A 26535-nucleotide genomic window follows, 5' to 3' on the forward strand; every position below is an offset into this window, starting at 1 on the left:
CACGCCAAGCATCTACAAATTAAATATCAAAATGAAATTTATTTGATTTTCAAATGCATTAGCAACTGATCCGCCTGATGGCCCAGCACTCAGACAGGCTCCAGTTCCAGCCTGGCCGTCAGCGCTGTGCGGCCTGCACGGGAGTCGATATTCAGTGTTCCGCCGACACGAGCCATGCGTACCGACATGGAGCGCATGCCAATGCCCAGCCCCGATGCATTGATGGCTGCCACATCAAAACCCACGCCGTCATCCTCTATCTCCAGCAGCAGCTCATCGGCCTCCGGTTGCCTGAAAGACAGCCTCACATGCCTGGCCTGGCTGTGCTTGATGACATTGGTCAACGCTTCTTCAATCAGCCTGGTCATCGCCATGTACTGGGAGGTGCTGGGCGGTGTACGCCAGGTTTGTTCAAACTGCCAGTCGCTGTTCACGTTGAGAGCATCGAACAGATTGTTGAATCTGCGGCGCAGCGGAGCCAGCCACTCCTGCGGCGAGGCCGGAACACGGACTTCCCCCGAAGAATTGCTGTCAATGGTCTGGCGCAAATCATTGCGGATGAGCTTGAGCATGGACAGAACCTGCGGCCTGGTCAGCGCCCCATCACCCTGCTCTATCGAGGCAATCATGTGCACCAATACACCGCCAAGGCCGTCATGCAAATCATGGGTCAAGCTCAGACGTTCTTGCAGACGAGCATTGGACAGCTTCTGCGCCTGAAGCTCCGCCTGCAATTGCTCGGTCTTTTTCTGTTCGCTGATGTCAAAGGTGAAACCGATCAAGGCCGTGGTCTGGCCATGCTCATCACACAGCACATGCACCACCTCTCTGACCCAGATATAGCGGTTGTCCTTGGTCAGGGCACGGTACTCTGCATCATGGTCCACACCGGCAATGGACAGCTCAACACAGCGGGCCACTGTTTGCTCACGCTCTTCCGGATGGATGCGCGCAGCCCAGTCATTGACGGTCTGCCAGCTGTCCTGACTCCAGCCCAGCAAAGCTTCGATCTGCGGGCCTACATAAGCGTATTTCTTGCTGGCCCAGTCAATCTTGAAAGGGATGGCCAGGGTGGACTCCACCAGCGTCTGATACAGACCGTTATCCGTATCGGGTTCAAGGGTACGCAAGCGTTGAATTGTGTCGAACATGGTCAGTCCAGTTGGCTCATGAGAGGGTGCTTCGTAGGTAGATCATTCCAGAACCAGTGAAAAAAACCACCATTAACCTGAAGCAGGGTCTGAGTTCGGATGCGATCCGGCCCCCAGCCGCGCCAGCATGCAAGCGCTGAATTTCGGTTGCCGTGCAGATCAAGATGGCTCTGCCCCTCGGGCTTGGGCGGCACATACAAAGCACTCCCGCAGGGTACCCAAAGATCCGCCAAGTAGATCTTGGCCTCATTTGGCCAATAGCGTCCCACAGAAATCACCAATGGCAGATGCGGGTCTATGGCAGCAAAGACATGCGGAAATCCATGACACTCCAGATCCGTGCAAACTCGGTTCAGCAGGCTATATCCGGTGCCCCGATATGGCGATCTGTGCCCTGCATACATGCCGTACTCATAGTCAATCTGCGAGAGTTTTGGCACGGGGCTGCTCACCCGAATGCCCTGCCCTCTCGCCACCAAGACCATGCCAAACGCGGCAGCAGACTCGGCGGTAGCCCGCATGGCTTTGTAAACCACGGTATCGGCCACAAGCTCCAAACGGGTTTGCTCGCCGTAATCGGATGGGAGACACCTGCACTCTTTTGCGCTGACTTGATACTTGGTTCCCAAGCGGTCGGCAAGCTTGCCTGTCGCTGGCTTAACTTCCTTTATGCCATCAGGAAGCTTTTTCACATAGACCGGTCGCTCGCCGATATTGCAGAAAAACGGGGTCTGCGAAAGGTTCACCTCTGTTCGTTCACACTCTCGAATGAAAAGAGGCGCGTCAAAATATTCCTGTGTCATGTCCAATCCGTCTCAGATAAGGGCATTTGAAGATGCGTGCCTCGCATGCATTCAAGCTTCAGGCAGCACAGTGTCGTAGATATTTGGACCTGAACGCCCTCGCTCTGCGGGAAGCTGAGCTTGAATGAACAGCCGACTGGCCGTCAGTTGGAGCCCCACGGGCTACGAAAAGCCTGCTTCCACGAAATGCGAACAGGGGTTCCAGAAGTTGGGCCGCCATGGCCACGGCTTGTTTGATGGCACGCCCCAGGGTCCAAGCATGAACGCGCCGACAGGACTAAGGCAAGCACGCGCTGCTTAGCTCATCACACGCTATGGATGTCATAGCTTTTAGCGCTTATTCAGAGCGCCCTGAAGCTTGTTTTCACCATAAAGACAGGATCAAAGACACCCAACGCCACTGGCCTTTGCCTCAGGCCATGAGCGTGACCCCGTGCACCACGCAATAGCGGGTCTGGCTACTGCCCGCCAACAAGAGGGTCTTCATGCCAAGGCGCTCACCTGGCTGAAGCTGTGCCGGCTGCGCGACCGCCGCTTCGTCTGCTCCATCGCCGCCGCTGCAAGCGGCTACCAAGCCAGCGGCCAGCACGGCGGCACACAGGCTGGTCCGGGGGGTTCGTTGCTGTCTCCCGCATGTTTTGTTTCATGGGCAGGCATTGGGCCCGAGCCGACGCAAGCTGCCTATCCCTGAATTCAGGTATTTTTCAAGACCTTGATGTCGAAGCATTCATGACGCCTCGCTCCACTCAAAATTCAAGAGGCCATCTAGCAAAAATTTCTGCATGGAGGACCCGGATTCAGAGCAGCCATTCCGAGGGTCAAGCAGTCGTTCAGGATGGGCAGCCCACACCAAAGCAAACTTACCAAAGCGTCCCAAGACTACCCACACTCAAGCGGGACTCGGCAATGCACCAGAGGTTGAGACCTCCGGTGCATCTATGCCGGTTTACTCAGATAGAGAGCTGAGACGACTGGCGCGTTGCGACGGGGTTTCCTCCAGCAACTGCTGGATGACTTCCTGGCGAGTTAACGAAGAACCCGAGGCTTGATAAGTCGCAGGATATCTTTGACCTGTGAATCTTGAGGAGCCGCCTTGGGCTACTGCTTCACGGGCCTGGGCTATGACTTCGGCTCTTGTGACTTCGCTGCGAAAGTGATCGGGGTACACCTTGTAGCCCTGTTCCGTGGTGGTGGCGTGGATATAGCTGTCAGCCATGGCTGGGGCCGCCATCAGGCTCATTGCGAGAGCGGAGAAAGTGACAGCGAAACCCTGGCGAATATGAAGCATGATTGACCTTTCATTGAATAACTCATCTCGCTTCGGACTGAATCGAGATGAGTCATTCTTGAAAAATCACCCCAACAAAATGCCAATAGAACAATGACATTTGAGTCATGTCATTTCGCCTTGTGTGGAGACGATGCTGCTCAGCCTCCTGCAATTGCCAGACGCTCAGGCAATTTATCCACCAGTGCATCCACCGCCAGTCGCGTCTTCAGCGGCAGATGCACGGTATACGGCCACAGCGCATTAATCGCATAGGACACGCTGGGCTGGCCCGGCAGCACCTCACGCAACTCGCCGCTGTCCAGATGCCTGCGCGCCAGCCAGGAAGGTAGCCAGGCAATACCGAAGCCGGCAATCGCGGCATCGGCAATGGCGCGCAGGTCATCCATCTGCAAGCGGGACTTGGGCCGAATGGCCTTCACCTGCCCATCGACGAGAACCTGCCAGTCATGCACCCGCCCCTGGCGCATATAGGCCAGTCCGTCGTGCTGCAGCAAGTCCTGCAGCGTGGCGGGTTCACCATGGCTATGCAGATAGGACGGTGCAGCGCAGAACACCATGTGGTGTTCGCCCAGCCGACGGGCCGCGAGGTCACCGCTGTCCGGTGGCACGCCGTTGCGGATGACCAGATCCAGGCCCTCCTCCACCAGGTCCACCATGCGGTCGCTGAAGGACAGTTCCAGCGTCAACCCCGAATGCTCTCTTGCCAGCTCAAGCAGGATGGGCGCGATGCACAAATGCCCGAACAGCACCGGCATGGAGACCCGCAGCCGGCCGTTGACATGGCCCTTGCCGCTTTCCAGTGCCGCCTCGCCGGTGCGCACGGCCTCCAGCGCCCGCAGGCAGTGGTCATAGAACAGCGAGCCCTCCTCGGTGAGGCTCTGGCTGCGCGTAGTGCGGTGAAACAGCAGCACGCCCAGGCGCTGCTCCAGGCGGGCCACGCTCTTGCCAACCGCAGAGCGGGTGATATGCAGTCCCTGCGCCGCCTGGGCAAAGCTGCCAGCATCAACCACGGCCACGAAAACATCGATGCCGCTCAAGCTACCAGCCACGTATTGCATCCTTTTTGGAACCAATCATGAGAAATACTATCACCACCAAAGACAAAAAGCGCTTGATAAGCTCGATGCATTGATAAAACCACTCTGCATGGAGCATTTCCGTGAGCAAAATCCTCGTTCTTCAGTCCAGCATCAACGGCGCCCATTCCCGAACCAACCATCTGATCAACAGCTTCCTCACCGAGCGCAAGGCCCGCGGCCATGTCGATGAAGTGGCGGTGCGCGATCTGCCCGGCATGAACCTGCCGGTGCTGGACGACGAGCTGTTCCATGCCCTGCGCGGCGCCGAAAACTCCAGCGAGCGTGTCCAGCAAGAGGTGGCGCTGTCCGACCAGCTGATTGCCGAACTCAAGTCCAGCGACCTGCTGCTGATCGGCGCGCCCATGTACAACCTGAACGTGCCGACAGCGCTGAAGAACTGGTTCGACCTGGTGGCCCGCGCCCACAAGACCTTCCGCTATACCGAAACCTATCCGATGGGCCTGGTGGAAGGCGTCAGCGCCGTGGTCTTCAGCTCGCGCGGTGGCATTCATCAGGGGCAGATGACCGACGCCGTCACGCCCTATCTGCGTTCGGTGCTCGGCCTCATGGGTATCGACGAGGTGGAGTTCGTCTACGCGGAAGGCATGGACATCCGCCCACATGGCGTGGAGCAAGGCATGGCCAGCGCCCATGCGCAGATCGCCGAACTCACGGCCTGACAGAAATAGAAATGCCCCACTCCCCTCTGGACGACTCTTAGATAGGAAGATACGCCGGCTTAAAACTCCATGAACTGGAGCCTGCGCTGCACTGCTCGGTAGTCGGCAACTGCCTATGCCCATCCGAGCAGCGAAAGCTATTGGCCAAGCATATGGATCTCGCCGGGAGAAGCGACCTAGAAATTCACAAGAAGGCCGTGAGCGCAGTAGGACAACGAGGTGACCTGTCCAAGCAGCTGAACAAACCGTAGCGACGCCGCATCCCGATTTGCTCTGTGCCTGCGCCATAGCTGAGCAACAAACACATCACATGTACTGCGGCAGCCTAAGGTCTACGAACCAGGGCCACTATCTGCTGTATCTCTTCGCTGCAGGCCTGGGCAGACTGCTGCTCGATCTTTCGATACAACTCAACAACCTGATGCCCTGTCTCTGTAAGCGCCGAGCCTCCGCCGCGCGCACCACCGGTGGTGGCCGCCACTGCAGGGCTGCATAAGGCCTGATTCAGCTCGTCAACCAGCAACCACGCCCGGCGATAGGACATGCCGAGAGATTTTGCCGCAGCGGCAATGGATCGCGTCGCATCTATGGCCTCCAACAACTCGATCTTTCCCGGCCCGATGGCATTGGTTTCCCCTGCGATGACCCGCATACGCAATTTCAGGAATGGCGCATCAACAGCCTCCGGTACTGCTAGCGAGGATTGCACTGTCCTGTGTGAAGTCGACGATCTCGATGACATGTCTGGAAGTGTAATGCGCCCTCTACCAAGTCAGGCTGGCTGCCGCAGAGCATGCACAAATGCGTCGCAAGGCACCCAAGTGGACAATCTGGTGCTTGGCTGCATGCTTTTTCTGGCCGGCGCTGCCTTCGCAATACTGCCCAGACATACAAAGCAGGCCAGGTGTTCCCAGTCTTCGAGGCCCAGCTCGGAACAGAAGGTAGCGTCAAAAGTACGTTCGCCACTAAGCGCAATGGCGCCATAGCCAAGCTGATGAGCCGCATTCAGGAAATTGCTCAGAGCAGCGCCGGCCGCCAGCAGTTGCTCACGTTCGGGTACCCGGGTTCGCGCTTTGGGCGATATCACAAAAGCGAGCAATGCAGGACTACGAGTAGCGTGCTCTCGGGCTCGCTGAAGATCCTTGTCGGATGCCAGAGGATCTCGCCGCAGTTTCTCTCGCTCGAATATGTTCGCCAACACATCTCTCAGAGCCGGAGGAAACATGATGATGCGCCAGGGATGCAGCCCTCCATGGTCTGGTGCACTCATGGCGGCAGCAATCATCAACCCGATCGCTTCATCATCCGGTGCTGGCTCACATAGGCGTTTGGGTGAGACAGAGCGACGCTCCAACAAAGAAGCCACGGCATGCTTTCTTTGACCATATCTAAAGCACTGCTCCAGCGCCCCAAAAGCGCGCGATAAAGCATGGACTTGTGCCATGACCTCGTGCCCCTCTGCCGTCAAGCCAGCAAACCGCCCCCCTGGCTTGAACAGCGCGCAACCGTATTCGCTTTCTACAGCCTTCAGCACTCTTACCAACTCCTGTTCGGAAACAGCACAGGCTTGAGCCGCCCTGGCCCAGTCCTGTTCACGCGACAGGGCCAGAAAGTAGCGAATCTGATCTTGCTTCATGAGTGCTAGTGTCTTCTTGGATGAGGATCGGCATTTGTTCTCACCACGGAGTTTCCAAAATCTCCCGAAATTCCGTTCAGAAGATGTGCTCCATCTTACATTCGTTATATCTTTAAAAATATAACGCTTTCTTTCTGAATGCTATTGCTTGCCATCTATCGGCAAGCCTCTGCTTCGCATTGCACCTACAGCTGTCCAATCGGAGCGCCAGGGTGGTATTGCATATGGATGCCATGACTTACAAGATCAGCCCTTCAAGAAAAGTAGCCGACCGGCTGCCTCAGGCCGGTTGCAACTGTCGCAGCTCGGCCCGGAGCGAGCGTTGGCTTGCCCTGCTCACATGCCGGTCTTCCCGCATCTCCGCTTTCGCGCGCAATCTCACGATGCCTGGTTTTCGGGACAACTAAACCACGGCAGTACCGAATGGCTCGGGCCGCCGCGCAAGCAGATGGGACAGCCGCTGAAGCCCCTTTTGCAAGCGTCCACGGTCCTTGATGCTGCCCAATGAGATGCGAATGGCATTCACGGGGTCGTTGCTGGTTGCGCCAGTGACGAATGCCTCCGCTGGCGTAACTGCTATGCCCTCGCTTTCGGCTGCAAGCGCAAGCTGCGAGGAGCGCCAATACCCCGGCAGCTCAAGCCATACATGCAGGCCGTCTCCAGCACCGCTGTATCGCCCCGCCAAAATATCCCTGGCCATCCGGTGGCGCAGACGTGCCTCCTTGCGTACACCATCCATCAATCCGTCAGCCGAGCCGTCGAGGATCCACTGCGTGGCGAGGGCTGCCGTCAGAGGGGCGACCATCAACGCAAATGATCTGAGCGCGGTCAGGAAACGTTCGCGTTCCTGCGGGTCACGTATGAGCACGAAGGCGACGCGCAAACCGGGCGTCAGGCATTTCGACAGGGTTGAGATGTAGTACACCTGTTCCGCAGCAAACGTGGCAATAGGCGGTGGCGGGGCATCGGCAAGCAGCCAGTAGGGATCATCCTCGACGATGCCAACATTGCAGCGCTTGGCGACCTGGGCAAGCTCCTTGCGTCGGTGCTCAGGAATGGTGATGGCGGTCGGATTCTGCAGCGTCGGGTTGAGGTAGACCAGCCCAGGCTGATGCTGGTGGCAAGCCTGCTCCAGCATCTCAGGCACCATCCCATACTCATCGGCCTGCACCGCAATAACGTGCCGGCCGAATTGAGCTGCGGCCTTGCACAGACCGGGGTAACTTGTGGGCTCGGCCAGGATCACATCGCCAGGCTCCGTCAGCGCAAGTATCAGTGCAGCGATCGCTGCTTGAGCGCCCGGGCAAACAACGATCTGCTGCGCATCCAGCGATCCAAACATCGGTGCGAGCCACCGGGCTCCGGCCTGACGATCAGAGTCACTTCCCCCGCCCAGGTGATAGTTCATCAGCAATGCCGCATCTGTCCTCATCAGCACCTGCGACAAACCTTGTTTCAACAGGTCGTCGAAGTCCACGCCATCCGGCGGTGGTGGGGTGTTCATGCTGAGGTCGAGGACAGCGGTCAATTCGACCTTCGGCGCCGCAACATAAGTGCCCCGAGCGCCGCGGCCTTCCAGCAAATGGCGGCGCCTGGCTTCGTCGTATGCGCGCGTGATCGTTGTCAGGTCGACGTCCAACTGTGCTGCCAACAGACGCTGTGGAGGCAGACGATCACCGGGCTGCAGCGATCCGTCCGCCACTGCCGCCTGCAAGGCATCCGCGATCTGCAAAAAACGTGGCCCACCTTGCGCGGCCAATCGCGGCAACCAGATGGGCGCATGATCATCTTGCATGGATTCTTGCCAGGACATTTTGTCCCGATGTATGGAAATTGCTTTTGATTAGTATGTCCCTGAACGTGCAGCAACACCATTCTTGTATGGCCGTCGCTGACGTTTGTGCCTCCCTCATCTGGGAGGTAGAGCGCATCGCGCTAGATAGTGCCAAATCATTGGCTGGAAATTCTCAAAATGATGATCGATTGGGTCCCTGTAGTCTTCGTTGCGTTCAAAGCTCTTATCTTTGGCGCATGCATGTTCTTCGCCATCAAATGGCATTACGACCAAGGGAAGAAGAAGGGTGTGGAAACGCGTGCGCTGCTACTCACAATGGGCAAGGTGGCTGCCGTTTTCGTGCTGGCACTCCTGGGCGTGCTGACGTTTACCTTCGGCATTGCCAAGATGCTTGACATGGATTTGAGCCTTCCATGATGGCAAAGACCGCTCAACCGGTATCCAGTGGTGCGACAAACCTTGCATCCGCCGGACGACCATGATTTGCAGCTGCACTGCCCCCTAGCCAGATCGGATGAAACCCAAAAGACTCCGAGCCATTGTTTTGGTTTAGAAATAAATCTTAAAACAGATGGCATTGGAGGTCATCGCACTCAAAGCAAGACGATATCGTATTGCTCCTGCGCCATCACGGTTTCCGACTGCAACGAGATAGGCTTGCCGATAAAGTCCGACAGGCTGGCCAGATGCTGGCTTTCCTCGTCGAGGAACATTTCCACGACCTTGGGCGAGGCCACGACGCGGAATTCACGCGGGTTGAACTGGCGGGCCTCGCGCAGGATTTCACGCAGCACTTCATAGCAGATGCTGCGCGCGGTCTTGACATTGCCCTTGCCCGAGCAGGCAGGGCATGGCTCACACAGCATATGGGCCAGCGATTCACGCGTACGCTTGCGCGTCATCTCGACCAGGCCAAGTTGCGAAAACCCTCCCGCCATGGTCTTGACGCGATCGCGGCCGAGCTGGCGGCGGAACTCCGACAGCACCTCGTTCTGATGGTCCTCGCGTACCATGTCGATGAAGTCCACGATGATGATGCCGCCCAGGTTGCGCAGACGCAGCTGGCGCGCGATGGCATGGGCCGCTTCCAGATTGGTCTTGAAGATGGTGTCGTCAAAATTGCGCGCACCCACATAACCGCCGGTATTGACGTCAATCGTCGTCAGCGCCTCGGTCTGGTCCACGATCAGATAGCCACCGGATTTCAGGTCCACGCGCCGTCCCAGTGCGCGGGCAATTTCCTCGTCAATGGAGTACAGATCAAAGATGGGGCGTTCCCCCTTGTAGAGCTGCAGCTTGGGCACTGCGGCCGGCATGTACTCCTGGCCGAAGGTCTTGAGCAGAGCAAACTGCTCCTTGGAGTCGATGCGAATGCTCTGGGTGTTCTCTCCGACCAGATCGCGCAGCACGCGCTGCAGCAGGTTCAGGTCCTGATGCAGAACCGACATGGGCGGCAGCTTTTGCGCGGCATCCTTGATGCGGGTCCAGGTCTTGCGCAGATAACGGATGTCATCGGCCAGCTCCGCGTCGCTGGAATCTTCTCCATTGGTGCGCAGGATGAAGCCGCCTCCTCCACCCGCCTCCTTGGTGCCCACCAGCTCCTGCAGGCGTGCACGCAGGGCATCACGCTCGTTTTGCGGGATCTTCTGGGAGATGCCGATATGGTCATCCTGCGGCAAAAACACCAGCAAACGGCCTGCAATGCTGATCTGCGTAGACAAACGTGCGCCCTTGGTACCAATCGGATCCTTGATGACCTGCACCAACAAGGTCTGGCCTTCAAAGACCTGTTTTTCAATCGGCACCTGAGGTTGGTCCTTGCGCGCAAACATCGGGGCTTCACCGCCCTCCTGGCGCTGCCAGACATCGGCCACATGCAAAAAGGCTGCTCGCTCAAGCCCGATATCGATAAAGGCTGACTGCATGCCAGGCAACACGCGCGAAACCTTGCCCAGATAGATATTGCCGACCAGTCCACGCTCCAGAGGCCGCTCCATATGCAGCTCTTGCACCGCGCCGCTTTCGACTATCGCCACCCGCGTTTCCTGCGGCGACCAGTTGATCAAAATATCTTGCTGCATTGACTGTCGTTCTTTCTTTATCGATCTTGCTGTTTGTCTGCACCAGTGTGCGACGCGCGCATGGCAGGCGCAAGACGGCCAGCATGCAGAGCAACCCTGAGGGGTTGGAGCACCGAACCTGCGCTTGGTTCAGGCAATATTCATTAAAGAGGCCAGCCCAGTTGGCGCAGCAGTTGCGCCGTCTCATAGACCGGCAAGCCCATGATGGCGGAGTAACTGCCGCGAATCTCGGCAATATGTGCAGCAGCCAGACCCTGTATGCCATAGGCACCAGCCTTGCCCATGGGCTCGCCAGACGCCACATAGGCATCGATCTGCGCCTCGCTCATGGGCGCAAAGCGTACGGTGGAGACCGACAGCGCCTGCAAACGCCGTGCACCACTTTGCAGGGCAATAGCAGTCAGCACCTCATGCTCGGCACCGGAGAGCAAGCGCAGGATACGGCGTGCATCGGCCGCATCAACAGGCTTGCCCAGAATCTGCATACCCAGCGCCACCGTCGTGTCCGAGCACAGAATCGGTGCATCCGCCAATCCACGACGCGCGTGGCGCGCCACCGCAGCATCGAGCTTGCCGGCAGTCACCCGCTGCACATAGTCGCGCGGTGCCTCGCCGGGGCGCTCTGCCTCGATGGCCTCGGCATCTTCCGCAATATCACCTGCCGCATTGGGCAGCAATAACTCATGCTCCACGCCCAGCTGTTCAAGCAGCTGACGACGACGAGGGCTTTGGGATGCGAGGTAGATGAAGGGTGCCATGACTTTGAATCAAAAAGGCCGTCAGAGCTTGTACATCAAGCGCAAACGGCTATCAAAATCATAGTATCACGCGTTGCGTGATATTGCACGCCACGCAGATTGAGAGTGAATCACTCGCGGTGATAGGGATGACCGGCATTGACCGACCAGGCACGGTAGAGCTGCTCGATCAATAGCACTCGCACCATGGCATGCGGCAGGGTCAGATCCGAGAGGCGAATGCGCTCATGCGCAGCAGCCTTGAACTCTGGATCCAGGCCGTCAGGGCCGCCAATCACCAAAGCCACATCGTCGCCTTCAAGCTGCCAGCCCTTGAGGCGCTGGGCCAGCGCCTTGGTCGTCTGGTTGGCGCCCCGCTCATCCAGCACCACAATGCGGGTGCCACGCGGAATGGCAGCCTCGATACGCTTGCGCTCGGCAGCGTACAAAGTCTCCAGCGTCTTGGATCCACGAGGCTCGGTCTTGACGGCCTTGAGCTCGACCTTGAGCTCGGGCGGAAAGCGCTTGGCGTAATCGTCATAGGCTGTCTGCGCCCAGTCAGGCACATGCAGACCTACGGCCACGATCGTCAGCTTCATCAGGCCTTGGCGCGAGGCGCGCGCTTTGCAGCGGGCTTGGCGGCCATGTCGGCCTTGGCAGTGCGAGGTGTGCTGGGCTTGACGACCACGGTCTTGACCGTCTTGGCGGCAGCCTTCTTCGCTGCGGGCTTCTTGACCGCGGGCTTGGCAGCAGCGGCGGTCTTCGCTGCAGGCTTCTTCACGGCTGCCTTCTTTGCTGCGGGCTTCTTCTCGGTCACGGTATTTTCGGCAGCAGCCTTGGCCACAGCCTGCTTGGCGGCCAGCTTCTTGGCGGCCAGCTCGGCGGGCTTGGGCTTGGCGGCGCCGATCTTCAGGCGAACCGGTGTTTCGCCCCAGATTTCTTCGAGTCGATAGTACTGGCGGATGGCGGGCTGCATGATGTGGCACACAGCAGCGCCGCAGTCCACGATGATCCATTCACCGTTTTGCTCACCTTCCTGGCGGGGCACGGGAAAGCCGGCTTCCTTGACGGCTTCGCGCACGCTAGAGGCCAGCGCCTTGGTCTGGCGGTTGGAAGTGCCCGAGGCCACGATCACGCGCTCGAACAGCGGCGACAGGGCTTCGGTGTTGAACACCTGGATATCGTGGGCCTTGACGTCTTCGAGGCCGTCAACAATGGCTCGCTGGAGTTTGGTGACGTCGCGCTTGGCTGCGGAATCCGATTTGGTGGAGGTGGTCATCAGGCGATGGAATCAGTAAATGATGGGATCAATATAGCGTGTGCTGCGCCACACCCGTATCAGGGTTGGATTAGCCCAAGCGTACAAACAGGCAAAGCCTGCGCTTTTCACGCATTGAAAAAGGTTGATGCGCCAATTAATGGTTGCGCATCCAGCTATGGAAATTATAGTTTTCTAAAAATTTCCCTGCTGACAGGGCTTTATGCAGCGTCAACAGGGAAACAAGGCTGATGCGATAACAGCCGATCAGAGATATCAGAGCCAATCCCTGCGAATCAGGAATTTCTCCAGCAGTTCACGTTCGGGCGTGCCGGACTCGTCCACGCGCTGGTAGCTCCAGTCCGCATGAGGCGGCATGGACAGCAGAATGGACTCTGTACGACCACCGGACTGCAGACCGAAGTGCGTGCCGCGATCCCAGACCAGATTGAACTCCACATAGCGGCCACGGCGATAACGCTGGAAGTCCACCTGCTGCTGCGAGTATTCGGCATGCTGGCGACGCTCCACGATGGGCAGATAGGCCTTGAGGAAGGCATCGCCCACGGACTGCAGCATGGCAAAGCTCTGCTGCTGACCCAGCTCGCTGAAGTCGTCAAAGAAGATGCCGCCGATGCCGCGCTGCTCGTTGCGGTGCTTGAGGAAAAAGTACTCGTCGCACCACTGCTTGAAGCGGGGATAGAGCTGATCGCCAAACGGCGCCAGCGCATCGCGGCAGGTCTGGTGAAAGTGCACGGCATCTTCTTCAAAGCCGTATACCGGCGTCAGATCCATGCCACCGCCAAACCAGCATGTCTTGGGCTGACCCGCGTGGCCGGCGGCGATCATGCGCACATTCATGTGCACCGTAGGCACCATAGGATTGCGCGGATGAAACACCAGCGACACCCCCATGGCCTCGAACGGCGCACCGGCCAGCTCGGGGCGGTGCTGGGTGGCCGAAGGCGGCAGCTGCGGCCCGCGTACATGCGAGAAGCCGCAGCCAGCGCGCTCGAACACACGCCCGCCTTCCATGATCCTGGTGATGCCGTCGCCTTGCAGCTTCTCGCCCGGCTCCTTATGCCAGACATCGGCCAGAAAGCGAGCACCGCCCTCACCTTCGATCGCTTCCAGCGCCTCGGTGATACGGGTCTGCAGACCCATCAGGTACTCGCGCACCTCGGCCGCAGGCAGTTGGTCAGTCACGGAAGATGAGGATGCCTGGTTCATCAGTCGGCCTTCTTGACGGCGCGAAAGCCAATGTCGCGGCGGTACTGGGCACCATCGAAATGGATGCCACGGGCCACGTCATAAACCTTCTGCTGCGCCTGCTTGACGCTGTCGGCCAGCACGGTCACGCACAGCACGCGACCACCACTGGTCACAGGCTGGCCGTCATCGCCCAGCTGCGTACCGGCATGGAAGACCATGGCATCGTCGGCTGCGGCGGGCAGGCCCGTGATGACATCGCCCTTGCGCGGATCTTCGGGATAGCCGGCAGCAGCCATGACCACGCCCAAGGCAGTACGGCGGTCCCACTGCAGCTCCAGCTGATCCAGTTTGACTTCGGTCGCGGCCAGCATCACATCCACCAGATCGCTCTTGAGGCGCATCATGATGGGCTGAGTCTCGGGGTCGCCCATGCGGCAGTTGAATTCCAGCGTCTTGGGATGGCCGGCCTTGTCGATCATCAGACCCGCGTACAGAAAGCCGGTATAGGGAATGCCGTCTTTTTCCATGCCACGGATGGTGGGCAGGATGATTTCGCGCATGGCACGGTGGTGCACATCGGCCGTCACCACGGGCGCGGGCGAATATGCGCCCATGCCGCCGGTGTTGGGGCCTTCGTCGCCATCCTTGAGACGCTTGTGATCCTGGCTGGTGGCCAGCGCCAGCACATTCTTGCCGTCGCACAGCACGATGAAGCTGGCTTCCTCGCCGTCGAGGAATTCCTCAATCACCACGCGCGCGCCACCTTCGTTGTGGGTCACACCGTATTTATTGTCCACCAGCATGAAGTCCACGGCGTCATGGGCTTCCTGCAGCGACATGGCCACGACCACGCCCTTGCCGGCCGCCAGGCCATCGGCCTTGATGACGATGGGTGCGCCCAGGCGGTCCACATATGCGTGGGCAGCGACGGGGTCGGAAAAGGTTTCATATTGCGCCGTAGGGATGCCGTGGCGCGCCATGAAGTCCTTGGAGAATGCCTTGGACGACTCCAGCTGGGCAGCAGCTCTGGTCGGGCCAAAGACCTTGAGGCCATGAGCACGGAACTCATCGACCACGCCTGCGGCCAGGGGAGCCTCGGGACCCACCACGGTCACAGCGATCTTTTCGGCCTGCGCCCATTCGCGCAAAGCCTTCACATCGGTGATGTTGAGGTTTTCCAGCTTGCCGCCTGCCAGGGCGGTGCCGCCGTTACCAGGGGCCACATAGACCTTGGTCGACTTGGGCGACTCGGCCAACTTCCACGCCAGGGCGTGTTCACGGCCACCGCCGCCAATCACAAGAATTTTCATAGTTCTGCGTTGTGGTAGACGTCTTGCACGTCATCCAGATCTTCAATCATATCGAGCAGCTTTTGCATGCGCGCTGCATCATCGCCTTCAAGAGCGATTGTATTTTCAGGGCGCATGGTTACCTCTGCCATATCGGGTGCCAGACCAGCGGCCTGCAGTGCATCACGCACCGCTTCAAAGTCGCCGGGAGCTGTCAGCACTTCGATACCGCCTTCGTCATCGGTGATCACGTCGTCGGCACCGGCTTCCAGTGCAAGCTCCATGACTTTTTCTTCGTCCGTGCCGGGAGCAAACAGAATCTGCCCCACATGCTTGAACTGGAAAGCCACCGAGCCCTCCGTGCCCATATTGCCGCCGTATTTGCTGAAAGCATGGCGAACATCGGCAACAGTTCGTACGCGATTGTCCGTCATTGTGTCGACGATGATGGCCGCACCGCCTATGCCGTAGCCTTCGTAGCGGATTTCCTCGTAGGTCACGCCTTCGAGGTTGCCTGTCGCCTTGTCGATATTGCGCTTGATATTGTCGGCCGGCATATTGGCGGCCTTGGCCTTGTCCACCGCCAGACGCAGACGCGGATTGGCCGTCAGATCGCCGCCGCCCTGGCGGGCTGCCACCATGATTTCACGAATGATGCGGGTCCAGATGCGGCCACGTTTTTCATCCTGGCGACCCTTGCGGTGCTGGATGTTGGCCCATTTGCTGTGTCCTGCCACAGAGAATCCTTTGATATTTGATTTAACCTAGCGGGAGCGATTTTACTTTTGACTGCAAGCCCCCCTCAGAGGAAACCCGAAATGGCCTCACCCCTTTTGATTGCCCAGCACTCTGCCACAGAATGCGCACTGCTGCCCGGACTCGCCAATCGACATGGACTGATCACTGGCGCCACAGGTACCGGCAAAACCGTCACCCTGCAAAAACTGGCTGAAAGCTTCTCGCAGATTGGCGTTCCTGTTTTCATGGCCGACGTCAAGGGCGACCTCAGCGGCATCAGCCAGAGCGGCAAGATCGGCGACAAGCTCGCGGCTTCGCTCAAGGACCGGGGCATTGCCCTGCCCGATCCTCTGGCCTGCCCGGCCACGCTATGGGATGTGTTCGGCGAGCAGGGCCACCCCGTGCGCGCCACCATCTCGGATATGGGACCGCTCCTGATCGGGCGCATGCTCAATCTCAATGACACCCAGATGGGCGTGCTCAATCTGGTCTTCAAGATTGCCGACGACAACGGCATGCTGCTGCTGGACCTCAAGGACCTGCGCGCCATGCTGCAATATGTGGGCGACAACGCCAAGCAGTTCACCACGCAGTACGGCAACATCAGCTCGGCCAGCGTGGGCGCCATCCAGCGCGGACTGCTGACCATAGAATCCCAGGGCGGCGACAAGTTCTTTGGCGAGCCCATGCTAGACATCAATGATTTGATGCAGACCGATGCCAACGGCATGGGCGTGGTCAACATCCTGGCGGCCGACAAGCTCATGAATGCGCCGCGCCTGTACTCGACATTTTTGCTGTGGCTTCTGTCCGAGCTGTTCGAGCAGCTGCCCGAAATCGGCGACCCCGAAAAGCCCAAGCTGGTCTTCTTCTTCGACGAAGCTCACCTGCTGTTCAACGATGCGCCCAAGGTGCTGATCGAACGTATCGAGCTCGTTGTGCGTCTGGTTCGTTCCAAGGGCGTGGGCGTGTATTTCGTGACCCAGAACCCGCTGGACATCCCAGATTCCGTGCTGGGCCAGCTCGGCAACCGCGTGCAGCACGCCTTGCGCGCCTTCACCCCGCGCGACCAGAAGGCCGTGGCTTCGGCAGCGTCTACCATGCGCCCCAACCCTGGACTCGATATTGCAGCCGCCATTACCGAACTGGCAGTGGGCGAGGCGCTGATCAGCTTCCTCGACGAGAAAGGCCGACCCAGCGTGACCGAGCGGGTATTCGTGATCCCGCCCGGCAGCCAGATCGGCCCCATCACGGTCGAACAGCGCAAGGCACTGATCGGCAGCTCCCTGGTTGCAGGCGTTTATGAAGAGATGGTCGATCGCGAATCTGCCTTCGAGATCCTGCGCGACCGCGCAGGCAGCGCCACTCCAGCCAAGCCTGGCGAAGCACCTGCGGCAGCGGGAGCAACCCAGCAGGCTGGTGCTACGGACTCCATGATGGATGGCCTCAAGGAGCTGCTGTTCGGCCGCACCGGCCCGCGCGGCGGCCAGCACGATGGCTTGGTCCAGACCATGGCCAAGTCCACCATGCGCACCGTGGGCAACAACCTGGGCAAGGAAATTCTGCGTGGCGTGCTCGGTGGCATTCTGGGCAATAAAAAGCGTTGAGATTCAAGCTTTTCCACCGCGATCAAGGCCTGCATCCGCAGGCCTTTTTCATGGTTTTTGCAAAAAATCCTCAAGATGGCTGTCATTATGTCGATACATAAAAGTCCATCTCTTCGGTGCCCGCCACCGCTCTCTTGGACATCTGCGCGCTGCTTGTCTGCAGACACACAGCCGCTTCTTCCATCTACGCTAACCACACTGATCAGCCCCGCTGCCACCCTCTGTGCCGCGCGGGCCTGGCAGTGCTTTTGCAAGTTTTCAGCCAATGCAATTCAATCAATGGCGTGTATCCACCAAGCTGTGGTGCACACTCGGCGGACTTCTGGCCATGATGCTGGCCGTCTCGCTCTGGAACCAGCACGCGGCCTCCCAGGCCATGCAAACCGGCATGCATACCCTGGCCGACTATGACAACCGCATCAACCTCGCCCTCCAGTGGAAAGGTGCGACGGAAACCACGGGCGAGCGCGTGCTCACCAGCAATATGACTACCGACGAGGCGCTGACCCAGAGCATGGACGAGCGCGTCAAGCAAGGCGTGGCCGTCAACGCTGCGCTGCAGGCCCAGATCATCGAATTGGCGCAAAGCGACGCCGACAAGGCCGCTCTGCAGCAGATTGCCGCCATACGCTCCGAAGTTCTGGCGCTGAACAAGCAGGCCCGTGAAATCAAGCTGAGCGGAGATATCGAAGCCATGCGCAGCTTCATCCGCCAGCAATACCTGGGAGCCATTGGCCGCTATGCCAGTTCGCTGCAGGACTTTGTGAAGCTGCAGGAGCAGCAGCGCGACGCCGCCAATCTGCAGCTGCAGCAGGCCCAGCAAAAAGCGATCTGGCTGTCCTGGGCCGTGCAGGCCATGGTGCTGCTGGCAGCGCTGGGCCTGGCTCTGACGCTGACCCGCTCCATCACCCAGCCGCTGAATCAGGCCGTGGAACTGACCCAGGCCATCGCCCAGGGCGACCTTACCGTGACAGCCAGCAACCATCGCCACGATGAATTCGGCAACCTGCTGAATTCCGTCTCCGCGATGGCAGCGCAACTGCGCGGCCTGGTGACCGATGTGCGCGACAGCGTGCATTCCATCAGCACCGCGTCAACGGAAATCGCCACAGGCAACCACGACCTGTCCGCACGCACCGAACAGACTGCCTCCAATCTGGAAGAAACAGCTGCCAGCATGGAGCAGCTGACCGCCACCGTCGCCCAGGCCTCGGACACCGCGCGCCAGGCCACCCATCTGGCGGGCAACGCCGCACAAGCGGCCCAGCGCGGCGGTCATGTGGTGCAGTCCGTGGTCAGCAGCATGGGCCGCATCAGCGAAAGCGCCCACCGCATCTCCGACATCATCGGCGTGATCGACTCCATCGCCTTTCAGACCAATATCCTGGCCCTCAATGCTGCCGTCGAGGCGGCGCGTGCCGGTGAGCAAGGCCGTGGCTTTGCCGTGGTGGCCAGCGAAGTGCGCGCCCTGGCTCATCGCAGCGCCGAAGCCGCCAAGGAAATCAAGGCGCTCATCAACACTTCCGTGAACGCTGCCCACGAAGGCGCCGACCAGGTCAACCAGGCGGGCCGCGTGATGGAGGAGATCGTCAGCAGCGTCAGCAAGGTCTCCGACATGATTGGCGAGATCAGCGCTTCTGCCACGGAGCAGCACGACGGCATCAGCCAGGTCAACCAGGCCGTGACCAATCTGGACCAGATGACGCAGCAGAACGCAGCCCTGGTCGAGGAATCCACGGCTGCCGCCATTTCGCTGCGCGACCAAGCCCAGCGTCTGACCGGCATGGTCGCCGTGTTCAAGGTCCAGAGCAGCACGGTCCCATCGCTATAGTCCTGATCCAACTTCTTCGTGACCTTTTCTGCTGGCCGGGCCATTTCCATAAGGAGCGGCCTGCAGAAAATGGTCTGGGGCACTTCGGGCCGTCACGCAAGTGACTGGCAGGGCTTGAACAGAGAGACAACATGTCTTCATGCCCCATATCTCTGACGACTTCTTGCCGACCACCGATCTGAGCAGCTTTCGCCTGGACCTGGTCGATCACATTGCCCATCTGGTGCTCAACCGCCCCGATGCCCTCAACACCCTGAACCCCAAGTTCTGGCAGGAGCTGGACCAGATACTGGACACGCTGCACCGCAGCGGCGAATCTCGCGCCCTGGTCATCAGCAGCACAGGCAAGCATTTCTGTGCCGGCATGGCGTTGGACACCTTTGCCGACCCGAACTTCGCCCCCAACGATCGCACGCCCGAAGGGCGGGCCGCCATCATCGACACGCTGGCCCAGCTGCAGTCAACCTTCAACAAGCTCGAAGCCCTGCGCATGCCCGTGATCTGCGCCATACAGGGCGGCTGCGTGGGCGGCGGGCTCGATCTGGTGGCCACGGCCTGCATACGCTACGCCAGCCGCGAGGCATTTTTCTGCGTGCAGGAAATCAATATCGGCATGACGGCCGATCTGGGCAGCCTGCAACGCCTGCCCAAGCTCATGCCTCTGGGCATCGTCAAGGAACTGGCTTATACAGGTCGGCGCATGGGCGCTCAGGAAGCCGCCAACTACGGCCTGGTCAACGCGGTCTACGAAACGCCCGAGGCCACGGTCACCGCGGCCCTGGCCTGTGCCCGCGAAATCGCGGCCAAGCCGCCCGTAGCCATCTGGGGCAGCAAGCAGGTCATCAACTACGCGCGCGACCACAGCGTGCAGGATTCGCTGCAGCAAATGGGCTGGGTGCAGAGCGGCATCTGGAGCAACCAGCATGTCATGGAAGCCGTAAGTGCCATGCAGGCCAAGCGCGCCGGCGATTTTCCGCCACTGGAGCCACTGCGCGCATGGAGAGTCTCAGATGAATCTTCCTGATTTCATAGCTTCCAGCGCTTGACCAGCAAGGGTTTGAAGCCAATTTCACTGAAACCCCTTCAAATCCGGACCAGCGCATCCACATGCTGCGCATGCGCTCCCGCTCGCCCTGCCCCGCTATCATGGACTCAGTCTTTCACTTCGCCTGAATACCATGAGCATCACCCCCCAGCAGCTTCCCACCTATGACGATGTTGTGGCTGCGGCCAAGCGCCTGCAGGGTGTGGCCCACCGCACGCCCGTGCTGACCAGCCGCACCATGGACGACCAGCTGGGCGCACGCCTGTTCTTCAAGTGCGAGAACCTGCAGCGCATCGGTGCTTTCAAATTTCGCGGCGCCTACAACGCCCTGTCCCAGTTCAGCCCCGAGCAGCGCGAGGGCGGTGCCCTGGCCTTCTCCTCGGGCAATCATGCCCAGGCCATTGCCCAGGCGGCCCAGTTGCTGGACATGCCGGCCCTGATCGTCATGCCCGAGGATGCGCCTGCCTCCAAGATGGCGGCCACACGCGGCTATGGTGCCCAGGTCGTCACCTACAACCGTTTCACCGAAGACCGCGAGGCCATCGCCCACAAGCTGGCGACCGAGCGCGGCATGACGCTGATCCCCCCCTACAACCACCGCGACGTGATTGCCGGCCAGGGCACGGCCGTCAAGGAACTGCTGGAAGAAGCCCCGGACCTTGACTACCTGTTTGTCTGCCTGGGCGGTGGCGGCCTGCTCTCTGGCAGCCTGCTGTCGGCCAACGCGCTGGCCCCCGACTGCAAGGTCATAGGCGTGGAGCCCGAAGCGGGCAACGACGTACAGCAATCGCTGCGCGCCGGTCATATCGTCAAGATAGCCACGCCCCACACCATCGCCGATGGCGCCCAGACCCAGGCGCCCGGCGATCTGACCTTTGCCATCATCGAGCAGCGCGTAAGCGAGGTCGTCACCGTCAGCGACGAGCAACTGGTCGAAGCCATGCGCTTTTATGCCGAGCGCATGAAGATCGTGGTCGAGCCCACGGGCGCGCTCTCGCTGGCAGCAGCCATCCATGCCGGCCTGCCACTCAAAGGCAAGCGCGTTGGCATTGTGATCAGCGGCGGCAATGTGGATTTACAGCTTTTTGCCAGCCTGCTGTCCGACTGAAGGCGAAAATAAGCGCTGCTGCGGAATGCTCCGCATCTCAAGCAATCCCTGTTTGCAGGCAGGCTGCAGCCACAAGCGCGCCTGCCGCTTTTCAACTCAAAGACCAAGAACATGAGCACTTTGCATTTGATCGACCACCCCCTGGTCCAGCACAAGCTGACGCTGATGCGCCGCAAGGAAGCATCGACCAACAGCTTTCGCCGCATGCTGGGCGAGCTGTCCACGCTGATGGCCTATGAGCTGACACGCGACTTCCCGTTGCAGGACGTCGAGATCGAAACCCCCATGGAAAAGACCATGGGCAAGGTCATTGACGGCAAGAAGCTGGCTCTGGTCTCCATCCTGCGCGCCGGCAACGGCTTCCTGGACGGCATGCTCAACGTGGTGCCCGGCGCGCGCATCGGCCACATCGGCCTGTTCCGCGACCCCGAGACTCTCAAGCCCGTCGAGTACTACTACAAGATGCCCGAAAACATGGGTGAGCGCGACGTGATCGTGGTCGATCCCATGCTGGCCACCGGCAACTCGGCCGTGGCCGCCGTGCAGCAGCTCAAGGACAAGAGCGCTCCCAAGTCCATCAAGTTCATGTGCCTGCTGGCCGCCCCCGAAGGCGTGAAGACCATGCAGGCCGCCCACCCCGACGTCGACATCTACACCGCCGCCGTGGACCGTGAGCTGGACAGCCATGGCTATATCCTGCCCGGCCTGGGCGATGCCGGTGACCGCATCTTTGGCACCAAGTAAGCACCCAACTCGTTCCCGACAAAAAGCCCCATGGTTCATACCCTGGGGCTTTTTTATGCAAGAAACGCTTGAAGCGCTTACCAGTCAAGCGCCCAAAGCTATCAAATCAGGAATTCCCCAATCCGGCGGCCTATGCAAAAGCCACCGGACTTGACCTTCAACCCTGCTTCAAGCTTAAGTTTGCGTCATGGCCTTGTCTCTTCAGGAATCCCTGCCATGCCGCCACGCATTCTTCATGTCGTCACCAATGTTGCGCACTACACGGACCCTAGCCAGCCTACGGGACTGTGGCTGTCCGAACTCAGCCACGCCTGGGATCTGTTTGCCGGGCAAGGCTATGTGCAAACCCTGGCCAGCCCGCAGGGCGGCGCTGCCCCGCTGGAGCCGCGCTCCCTCAAATGGCCGAATCTGGACGGCACGGCCAGAGCCTGGCTGGCCGATGCCGGGCGCATGGATTTGCTCAGGCACACGGCCGCCGCAAACGACATCAGAGCCCAGGACTTCGACGCCATCTACTTCACCGGCGGCCATGCGGTGATGTGGGACTTTCCAGGCTCGCAGCCGCTGCAGCGCATCACCCGCGACATCTATGAGCACGGCGGCGTGGTCGCTGCCGTCTGCCACGGGTATTGCGGACTGCTGGAAACCCGGCTGAGCAACGGACAATGGCTGGTGCAGGGCCGCAGGTTGACGGGCTTTTCCTGGCGGGAGGAAATGCTGGCGGGCGTGGCCCGCAAAGTACCTTATGACGCCGAGGCCCGCATGCGCGAGCGCGGCGCCCTGTATGAAAAAGCCTGGCTGCCGTTTGTGTCCAAGGTGGTGGTCGACGGGCGCCTGATCACCGGCCAGAACCCGCAATCTGCCAGGGCCACGGCTCAGGCCGTGGTGCAGCAACTGGGCTAATCCGCAGCCTCGCCAGACTTTTTCTTGCGGCCGGGCAGCTGCATCTGCGCAATCACACGTCTGGCATTGCCCGCGCAGTCCAGGCCCTGAGGCCTGGCCTCTATCTGCACCATCAGCGCCTGCAGTTCCGCCCGGTTTCGTGTGAGCTGCGCCAGCAGCTGATCAATGCTGGCCACTTTCTGTCGGAGAGTGCCCAGCAGCTCATCATGCCGCCACTGCGACAGATTGCCGGGCAGCAACTGACGCAACTCCTCCAGGCTGAAGCCGGCTTGCTGTGCCGTGGCGATCAGCCCCAGAGTCACCACGGCCTCTTCGGGATAACTGCGGTAGCCATTGGCCTGGCGCTGCGGCGGCCGCAGCAGACCGATGCGCTCATAAAAGCGGATACGCGATGCGGCAAGACCGGTGCGCTGGGCCAGTTCTCCAATTTTCATCAGCGTATTTTCTGTGAATCCTCCGAGCTTGAAACGCTTGACCTTGAACCAAGGTTCAAACTTAGGCTAGTGGGCATCGCAATGAATATCGCAGTCAAGGAATACCAACCATGCAAACCATTCTGGGCGCCAACGGCCAGATCGCCATCGAGCTGGCGCGCGAACTGCAGCGCAGTCGGCCCGGGCCATTGAAGCTGGTCAGCCGCAATCCTCGCCTCGTGCACGAAAGCAATCTGCTGCAAGCGGCCAACCTGCTCGATGCCGAGCAAACCCGACAGGCCGTGCAAGGCAGCCACATCGTCTATTTCACCGCCGGCTTGCCGCCGGATACCGAGCTGTGGGAACGGCAGTTCCCCACCATGCTGCGCAATGCGCTGGCGGCCAGCCGCGCCGCGGGTGCCCGCTTTGTCTATTTCGACAACACCTATATGTATCCGCAGGATGAACGCCTGCAGACCGAGACCACGGCTTTTGCCCCTGTGGGCCGCAAAGGCCAGGTGCGCGCTGCCATGGCCCAGATGGTGCTCTCGGAAATGACGCGCGGCGAGATTCCCGTGCTGATTGCCCGGGCGCCCGAGTTCTATGGTCCGGCCCAGACGCAGAGCATTACCAACACCCTGGTGATCGACCGGCTCAAGGCTGGCAAGACGCCGCTGGCCCCCGTGCGTGACGACCGGCTGCGCACCCTGATTTGGACGCCCGATGCCAGCCGGGCCCTGGCGCTGCTGGGCAATACGCCCGAGGCCTACGGCCAGACCTGGCATCTGCCCTGCGACGATGATCGCCCCACCTACCGGCAGCTGATTCAGTGGGCCGGCCAGAGCTTTGGCCGCGCCTCCACTTCTTCGCGCCATCACGTGCTGTCCCGCTGGGCGCTGAACGCCGCGGGCCTGATCTCCAGGCCCGTGGCCGAGCTGCGGGAGCTGCTGCCCCGCTATGCCCATGACAATCTATTTGACTCCAGCAAGTTCAAACAAGCTTTTCCGGAGTTTGCCGTGACCCGCTATCAGCAGGGGCTGGCGCTAATTGCCGAGGAATTTCAACAAAATCAGCCCTGAATCCTTACCCATCATGCGCCAGCAGCTATTAAAAAATCACTCCTATTTGAGGATTTACCAGCTCAGCGCCTGAGCCAATTGCTCGGCTCGGGTTTCCTCACGCGGCGTGGTCACGGAGGCTCGAAGGATGGAGCGGCTTGTACCCTGGTCGACCATCCAGAAGATCACGCGCTTGACGGGGGCCACGCCCGGCTTGGGCTCCTGCGGACTGACTTCAAACGTCCACTGACGGCCTTCAGGCTTGCGCTCCTTGCTGCGCACCTGCGGGGCAAAGCCGCGCTTTTTCAAAGTGCCCACCTTGAGGTGGAACTGCTTTTCCAGCGCCGTGCGCAGCAGCTTTTCCTGCGCCGCATCGGAGTCGGGAATCTTCAGCCCCGTGGTCAGACCCAGTTGCTGCTCGGTCATCAGATCGCGGTACATCATGCGCTGCGAATCCCGCGGCTCCTGCAGATGAAAGCCTGCTGCACGCATGGGCAGCACCATGCCTGTGCGGCGGTTTTCAAGCTCGGCCACTTGCGGGTTCCGGGCCTGGCCCCAGATGTTCTGCAGCCCACCGGCATTGCGCAGGTACTGGCGCATCAGCCGCGCAGCGTCGGCCTCGCGGCCCTGCAGCGCCGCCAGCTCGGCCCCGTATTGCTGGGCCTGGTCCACGAGCTCGGACTCCAGCCTGAACAGGCTGACATAGGGCCAGGCCTTGAGTGCCTGCTCCAGATAGCGGCTGGCCTCGGCCTGCTGACCGGCCTTGAAGGCCGAGATGCCCGCCACCGTATTCAGGCGCGCCAGCTCGGCTGGATATTGGGCATCCGCCAGGGCTGCGCGGGCCAGTTGGCCGGCCTTGGGCCAGTCTTCATCGGCTTGCCAGGCACTGGTCACCTCGCGCTCCTGGCGCGGCAGTTGCGGCGGCAACTCGGGCGCTTTGGGCCATTGGATGGCCTGCCAGAGCTGGGGCAGTTGCTGCAGCGCGGTATCACGCTCGCTATCCGACTGCTCTGCCCCCAGACTCAGGCTCCAGTTGCCGCGCAGCAGGGCCCAGTCCAGATGCAGGACATCTGGCCGTTCCTCTCTTTTCTCACGGCCGGCCTGCTGGCTTTGCACGGCATCGGCAAACGGCAGCGCGGGCAGTTTGATTGATGGCTCGGGCACCTGTTCTCTGGCAAAAATGTCCTGCCTGTCCCGTAGCCATTGCTGTTTGGCCGGCGCATCCATGTCTGTTACCCGCTCTTCATAGCCGAGCCGAATGCGGGCCAGCAGGCGGCGGCCATCGGGCTTCAGATAGAGATATTCGAGATGGGCGATGTCCTTGCGATCCTTGGCGGGTTCCAGCTGAAACAGAACCCAGCGCCCCTGCACCAGCGGCACGCTGAACTGCGCCGCCTGATAGTGCAGCTGGTTGCGCGCCGTATCCCATTGCCACAGTGGCGCAAAAGGCTTGGACTCCTGCTTCAACGCCTGCAGATAACGCGTCAATGCACTCTTGTCATCGGCCATCATGGCAGCCGCCAGGCCGCGCTGGATCAGCGCCTGCATCTGGCCGTTCACCGGGTCATAACCGTCTGTCGCGGCCAATGCCATCATCTGATCGGTCTGCGCCACGGCCTGCGCATACAGCCCCTGCTGATAGAGCAAGGCATAGAGCAGATCGGAGGCATCCAGCTGCTCATAGGGATTGCCGCGTGGCAGTGTCATCTCCAGCAGCTTGCGTGCCTGGGCAATGGCATCGTCCCAACGCTTGGCCTGGGCGGCCTCGACGATGGCTCGGCGCTGCTTGAAAAAAGGCGAATCCTGCTCGGCAGGCTGCTGCGCCTGCCTGGTCGACTCGGCCGCGTGCAATATTGGCGGCAGGGCCAGCAGCGCGGTCAGGGCAAAAACGGACAGCGAGGCCGACAAGGAAGTGGGCAAGGAAACAAGCGCAGGAATGCGGGGCAAAAAATACATGAAGACAATCAACAAGGCAGTTCCGTAGCCTTGCAGTATAGAAAGCCGCAGCCCGCCCATTGATCTGGACAAAAAAAGAGCGGCCCCAGGCCGCCCTCTTTGGAAAATAGAGAGACTATT

The 26535-nt window shown here is 60.2% G+C and carries 25 protein-coding genes; 9 read left to right on the top strand and 16 right to left on the bottom strand.

What is annotated here, in order from left to right; genetic code table 11:
- Positions 1-89: 89 nt before the first annotated feature.
- The 4 genes from QMY55_RS13625 to QMY55_RS13640 all read right to left on the bottom strand — a co-directional run bounded on the left by QMY55_RS13625 (position 90) and on the right by QMY55_RS13640 (position 4294).
- On the bottom strand, positions 90-1151 hold the full coding sequence (locus QMY55_RS13625; protein WP_283484740.1) for a sensor histidine kinase: 1062 nt from the start codon (positions 1149-1151) through the stop codon (positions 90-92).
- Positions 1152-1153: 2 nt separating this feature from the next.
- Positions 1154-1954: a hypothetical protein gene (locus tag QMY55_RS13630; protein WP_283484741.1), complete on the bottom strand. Its 801-nt coding sequence runs from the start codon at positions 1952-1954 to the stop codon at positions 1154-1156.
- Positions 1955-2900: 946 nt separating this feature from the next.
- Positions 2901-3242, bottom strand: coding sequence for a DUF4148 domain-containing protein (locus tag QMY55_RS13635; RefSeq protein ID WP_283484742.1), 342 nt, complete (start codon positions 3240-3242; stop codon positions 2901-2903).
- A 140-nt stretch (positions 3243-3382) separates the two neighbouring features.
- Positions 3383-4294 carry a LysR family transcriptional regulator gene (locus QMY55_RS13640; protein ID WP_283484743.1) on the bottom strand — a complete coding sequence of 304 codons (912 nt, stop codon included), beginning with the start codon at positions 4292-4294 and terminating at the stop codon, positions 3383-3385.
- 110 nt (positions 4295-4404) lie between these two features.
- Here QMY55_RS13640 and QMY55_RS13645 point away from each other — a divergent pair, with 110 nt between their 5' ends.
- Positions 4405-5004, top strand: a complete 600-nt coding sequence (locus QMY55_RS13645; protein WP_283484744.1) for an FMN-dependent NADH-azoreductase — start codon at positions 4405-4407, stop codon at positions 5002-5004.
- 325 nt (positions 5005-5329) lie between these two features.
- On the opposite strand, the gene QMY55_RS13650 is transcribed toward QMY55_RS13645, so the two are convergent.
- From QMY55_RS13650 to QMY55_RS13660, 3 genes are all read right to left on the bottom strand, one after another.
- Complete coding sequence (locus QMY55_RS13650) at positions 5330-5656, bottom strand: winged helix-turn-helix domain-containing protein (protein WP_283484745.1); 327 nt, start codon at positions 5654-5656, stop codon at positions 5330-5332.
- 120 nt (positions 5657-5776) lie between these two features.
- The gene (locus QMY55_RS13655) at positions 5777-6640 is read right to left on the bottom strand and encodes a nitroreductase family protein (RefSeq protein WP_283484746.1); all 864 of its coding nucleotides are present in this window, start codon (positions 6638-6640) and stop codon (positions 5777-5779) included.
- Positions 6641-7043: 403 nt separating this feature from the next.
- A complete protein-coding gene (locus tag QMY55_RS13660; RefSeq protein WP_283484747.1) occupies positions 7044-8435 on the bottom strand; it encodes an aminotransferase-like domain-containing protein in 1392 nt (463 codons plus the stop codon).
- Between the two features lie 180 nt (positions 8436-8615).
- Between QMY55_RS13660 and QMY55_RS13665 the strand changes: the two genes are divergently transcribed.
- Positions 8616-8852: a hypothetical protein gene (locus QMY55_RS13665; protein ID WP_283488958.1), complete on the top strand. Its 237-nt coding sequence runs from the start codon at positions 8616-8618 to the stop codon at positions 8850-8852.
- A 176-nt stretch (positions 8853-9028) separates the two neighbouring features.
- On the opposite strand, the gene rng is transcribed toward QMY55_RS13665, so the two are convergent.
- From rng to QMY55_RS13700, 7 genes are all read right to left on the bottom strand, one after another.
- Positions 9029-10516 carry a ribonuclease G gene (rng, locus tag QMY55_RS13670; RefSeq protein ID WP_283484748.1) on the bottom strand — a complete coding sequence of 496 codons (1488 nt, stop codon included), beginning with the start codon at positions 10514-10516 and terminating at the stop codon, positions 9029-9031.
- Between the two features lie 143 nt (positions 10517-10659).
- Entirely contained in the window at positions 10660-11274 is a 615-nt protein-coding gene (locus QMY55_RS13675; protein ID WP_283484749.1) for a Maf family protein, read from the bottom strand.
- Positions 11275-11384: 110 nt separating this feature from the next.
- Entirely contained in the window at positions 11385-11852 is a 468-nt protein-coding gene (rlmH, locus tag QMY55_RS13680) for a 23S rRNA (pseudouridine(1915)-N(3))-methyltransferase RlmH (RefSeq protein ID WP_283484750.1), read from the bottom strand.
- Positions 11852-12532: a ribosome silencing factor gene (gene rsfS / locus QMY55_RS13685; protein WP_283484751.1), complete on the bottom strand. Its 681-nt coding sequence runs from the start codon at positions 12530-12532 to the stop codon at positions 11852-11854. Before rsfS ends, rlmH begins: the two co-directional genes overlap by 1 nt.
- A 255-nt stretch (positions 12533-12787) precedes the next feature.
- The gene (hemF, locus tag QMY55_RS13690; protein ID WP_283484752.1) at positions 12788-13741 is read right to left on the bottom strand and encodes an oxygen-dependent coproporphyrinogen oxidase; all 954 of its coding nucleotides are present in this window, start codon (positions 13739-13741) and stop codon (positions 12788-12790) included.
- Positions 13741-15033: a phosphoribosylamine--glycine ligase gene (purD, locus tag QMY55_RS13695; protein ID WP_283484753.1), complete on the bottom strand. Its 1293-nt coding sequence runs from the start codon at positions 15031-15033 to the stop codon at positions 13741-13743. The genes hemF and purD overlap by 1 nt, the downstream gene beginning before the upstream one ends.
- Complete coding sequence (locus QMY55_RS13700; protein WP_283484754.1) at positions 15030-15749, bottom strand: YebC/PmpR family DNA-binding transcriptional regulator; 720 nt, start codon at positions 15747-15749, stop codon at positions 15030-15032. Before QMY55_RS13700 ends, purD begins: the two co-directional genes overlap by 4 nt.
- A gap of 81 nt (positions 15750-15830) precedes the next feature.
- On the opposite strand from QMY55_RS13700, the gene QMY55_RS13705 reads away from it, so the two are divergent.
- From QMY55_RS13705 to QMY55_RS13730, 6 genes are all read left to right on the top strand, one after another.
- Entirely contained in the window at positions 15831-17357 is a 1527-nt protein-coding gene (locus tag QMY55_RS13705) for a helicase HerA-like C-terminal domain-containing protein (protein WP_283484755.1), read from the top strand.
- A gap of 265 nt (positions 17358-17622) precedes the next feature.
- On the top strand, positions 17623-19188 hold the full coding sequence (locus QMY55_RS13710; RefSeq protein ID WP_283484756.1) for a methyl-accepting chemotaxis protein: 1566 nt from the start codon (positions 17623-17625) through the stop codon (positions 19186-19188).
- Between the two features lie 139 nt (positions 19189-19327).
- Positions 19328-20212: an enoyl-CoA hydratase-related protein gene (locus QMY55_RS13715; RefSeq protein ID WP_283484757.1), complete on the top strand. Its 885-nt coding sequence runs from the start codon at positions 19328-19330 to the stop codon at positions 20210-20212.
- 154 nt (positions 20213-20366) lie between these two features.
- Positions 20367-21341 (top strand): threo-3-hydroxy-L-aspartate ammonia-lyase, encoded by a 975-nt coding sequence (locus tag QMY55_RS13720; protein WP_283484758.1) that lies wholly within the window; start codon positions 20367-20369, stop codon positions 21339-21341.
- 111 nt (positions 21342-21452) lie between these two features.
- Positions 21453-22085 carry a uracil phosphoribosyltransferase gene (upp, locus tag QMY55_RS13725; protein WP_003062768.1) on the top strand — a complete coding sequence of 211 codons (633 nt, stop codon included), beginning with the start codon at positions 21453-21455 and terminating at the stop codon, positions 22083-22085.
- A gap of 216 nt (positions 22086-22301) precedes the next feature.
- On the top strand, positions 22302-22988 hold the full coding sequence (locus QMY55_RS13730) for a type 1 glutamine amidotransferase domain-containing protein (protein ID WP_283484759.1): 687 nt from the start codon (positions 22302-22304) through the stop codon (positions 22986-22988).
- Here QMY55_RS13730 and QMY55_RS13735 read toward each other — a convergent pair.
- On the bottom strand, positions 22985-23422 hold the full coding sequence (locus tag QMY55_RS13735) for a MerR family transcriptional regulator (protein WP_283484760.1): 438 nt from the start codon (positions 23420-23422) through the stop codon (positions 22985-22987). The genes QMY55_RS13730 and QMY55_RS13735 overlap by 4 nt on opposite strands.
- Before the next feature lie 110 nt (positions 23423-23532).
- On the opposite strand from QMY55_RS13735, the gene QMY55_RS13740 reads away from it, so the two are divergent.
- Entirely contained in the window at positions 23533-24480 is a 948-nt protein-coding gene (locus tag QMY55_RS13740) for an NAD-dependent epimerase/dehydratase family protein (protein ID WP_283484761.1), read from the top strand.
- Positions 24481-24534: 54 nt separating this feature from the next.
- Here QMY55_RS13740 and QMY55_RS13745 read toward each other — a convergent pair whose 3' ends face one another.
- Positions 24535-26415, bottom strand: a complete 1881-nt coding sequence (locus QMY55_RS13745) for a hypothetical protein (protein ID WP_283484762.1) — start codon at positions 26413-26415, stop codon at positions 24535-24537.
- Positions 26416-26535 lie beyond the last annotated feature (120 nt).

Origin of the sequence: Comamonas resistens (assembly GCF_030064165.1) — a bacterium.
In the GTDB taxonomy this organism is placed as follows: Bacteria; Pseudomonadota; Gammaproteobacteria; order Burkholderiales; family Burkholderiaceae_C; genus Comamonas; species Comamonas resistens.

What these genes read in the sequence shown, in the direction of transcription:
- QMY55_RS13745 (WP_283484762.1), bottom strand. Translation starts at nt 26,415, where the DNA reads ATGTATTTTTTGCCCCGCATTCCTGCGCTTGTTTCCTTGCCCACTTCC.
- hemF (WP_283484752.1), bottom strand. Translation starts at nt 13,741, where the DNA reads ATGAACCAGGCATCCTCATCTTCCGTGACTGACCAACTGCCTGCGGCC.
- QMY55_RS13665 (WP_283488958.1), top strand. Translation starts at nt 8,616, where the DNA reads ATGATCGATTGGGTCCCTGTAGTCTTCGTTGCGTTCAAAGCTCTTATC.
- QMY55_RS13660 (WP_283484747.1), bottom strand. Translation starts at nt 8,435, where the DNA reads ATGCAAGATGATCATGCGCCCATCTGGTTGCCGCGATTGGCCGCGCAA.
- QMY55_RS13710 (WP_283484756.1), top strand. Translation starts at nt 17,623, where the DNA reads ATGCAATTCAATCAATGGCGTGTATCCACCAAGCTGTGGTGCACACTC.
- QMY55_RS13630 (WP_283484741.1), bottom strand. Translation starts at nt 1,954, where the DNA reads ATGACACAGGAATATTTTGACGCGCCTCTTTTCATTCGAGAGTGTGAA.
- rsfS (WP_283484751.1), bottom strand. Translation starts at nt 12,532, where the DNA reads ATGACCACCTCCACCAAATCGGATTCCGCAGCCAAGCGCGACGTCACC.
- QMY55_RS13625 (WP_283484740.1), bottom strand. Translation starts at nt 1,151, where the DNA reads ATGTTCGACACAATTCAACGCTTGCGTACCCTTGAACCCGATACGGAT.
- QMY55_RS13675 (WP_283484749.1), bottom strand. Translation starts at nt 11,274, where the DNA reads ATGGCACCCTTCATCTACCTCGCATCCCAAAGCCCTCGTCGTCGTCAG.
- rlmH (WP_283484750.1), bottom strand. Translation starts at nt 11,852, where the DNA reads ATGAAGCTGACGATCGTGGCCGTAGGTCTGCATGTGCCTGACTGGGCG.
- QMY55_RS13735 (WP_283484760.1), bottom strand. Translation starts at nt 23,422, where the DNA reads ATGAAAATTGGAGAACTGGCCCAGCGCACCGGTCTTGCCGCATCGCGT.
- QMY55_RS13635 (WP_283484742.1), bottom strand. Translation starts at nt 3,242, where the DNA reads ATGCTTCATATTCGCCAGGGTTTCGCTGTCACTTTCTCCGCTCTCGCA.
- QMY55_RS13720 (WP_283484758.1), top strand. Translation starts at nt 20,367, where the DNA reads ATGAGCATCACCCCCCAGCAGCTTCCCACCTATGACGATGTTGTGGCT.
- purD (WP_283484753.1), bottom strand. Translation starts at nt 15,033, where the DNA reads ATGAAAATTCTTGTGATTGGCGGCGGTGGCCGTGAACACGCCCTGGCG.
- rng (WP_283484748.1), bottom strand. Translation starts at nt 10,516, where the DNA reads ATGCAGCAAGATATTTTGATCAACTGGTCGCCGCAGGAAACGCGGGTG.
- QMY55_RS13655 (WP_283484746.1), bottom strand. Translation starts at nt 6,640, where the DNA reads ATGAAGCAAGATCAGATTCGCTACTTTCTGGCCCTGTCGCGTGAACAG.
- QMY55_RS13730 (WP_283484759.1), top strand. Translation starts at nt 22,302, where the DNA reads ATGCCGCCACGCATTCTTCATGTCGTCACCAATGTTGCGCACTACACG.
- QMY55_RS13715 (WP_283484757.1), top strand. Translation starts at nt 19,328, where the DNA reads ATGCCCCATATCTCTGACGACTTCTTGCCGACCACCGATCTGAGCAGC.
- QMY55_RS13650 (WP_283484745.1), bottom strand. Translation starts at nt 5,656, where the DNA reads ATGCGGGTCATCGCAGGGGAAACCAATGCCATCGGGCCGGGAAAGATC.
- QMY55_RS13705 (WP_283484755.1), top strand. Translation starts at nt 15,831, where the DNA reads ATGGCCTCACCCCTTTTGATTGCCCAGCACTCTGCCACAGAATGCGCA.
- upp (WP_003062768.1), top strand. Translation starts at nt 21,453, where the DNA reads ATGAGCACTTTGCATTTGATCGACCACCCCCTGGTCCAGCACAAGCTG.
- QMY55_RS13740 (WP_283484761.1), top strand. Translation starts at nt 23,533, where the DNA reads ATGCAAACCATTCTGGGCGCCAACGGCCAGATCGCCATCGAGCTGGCG.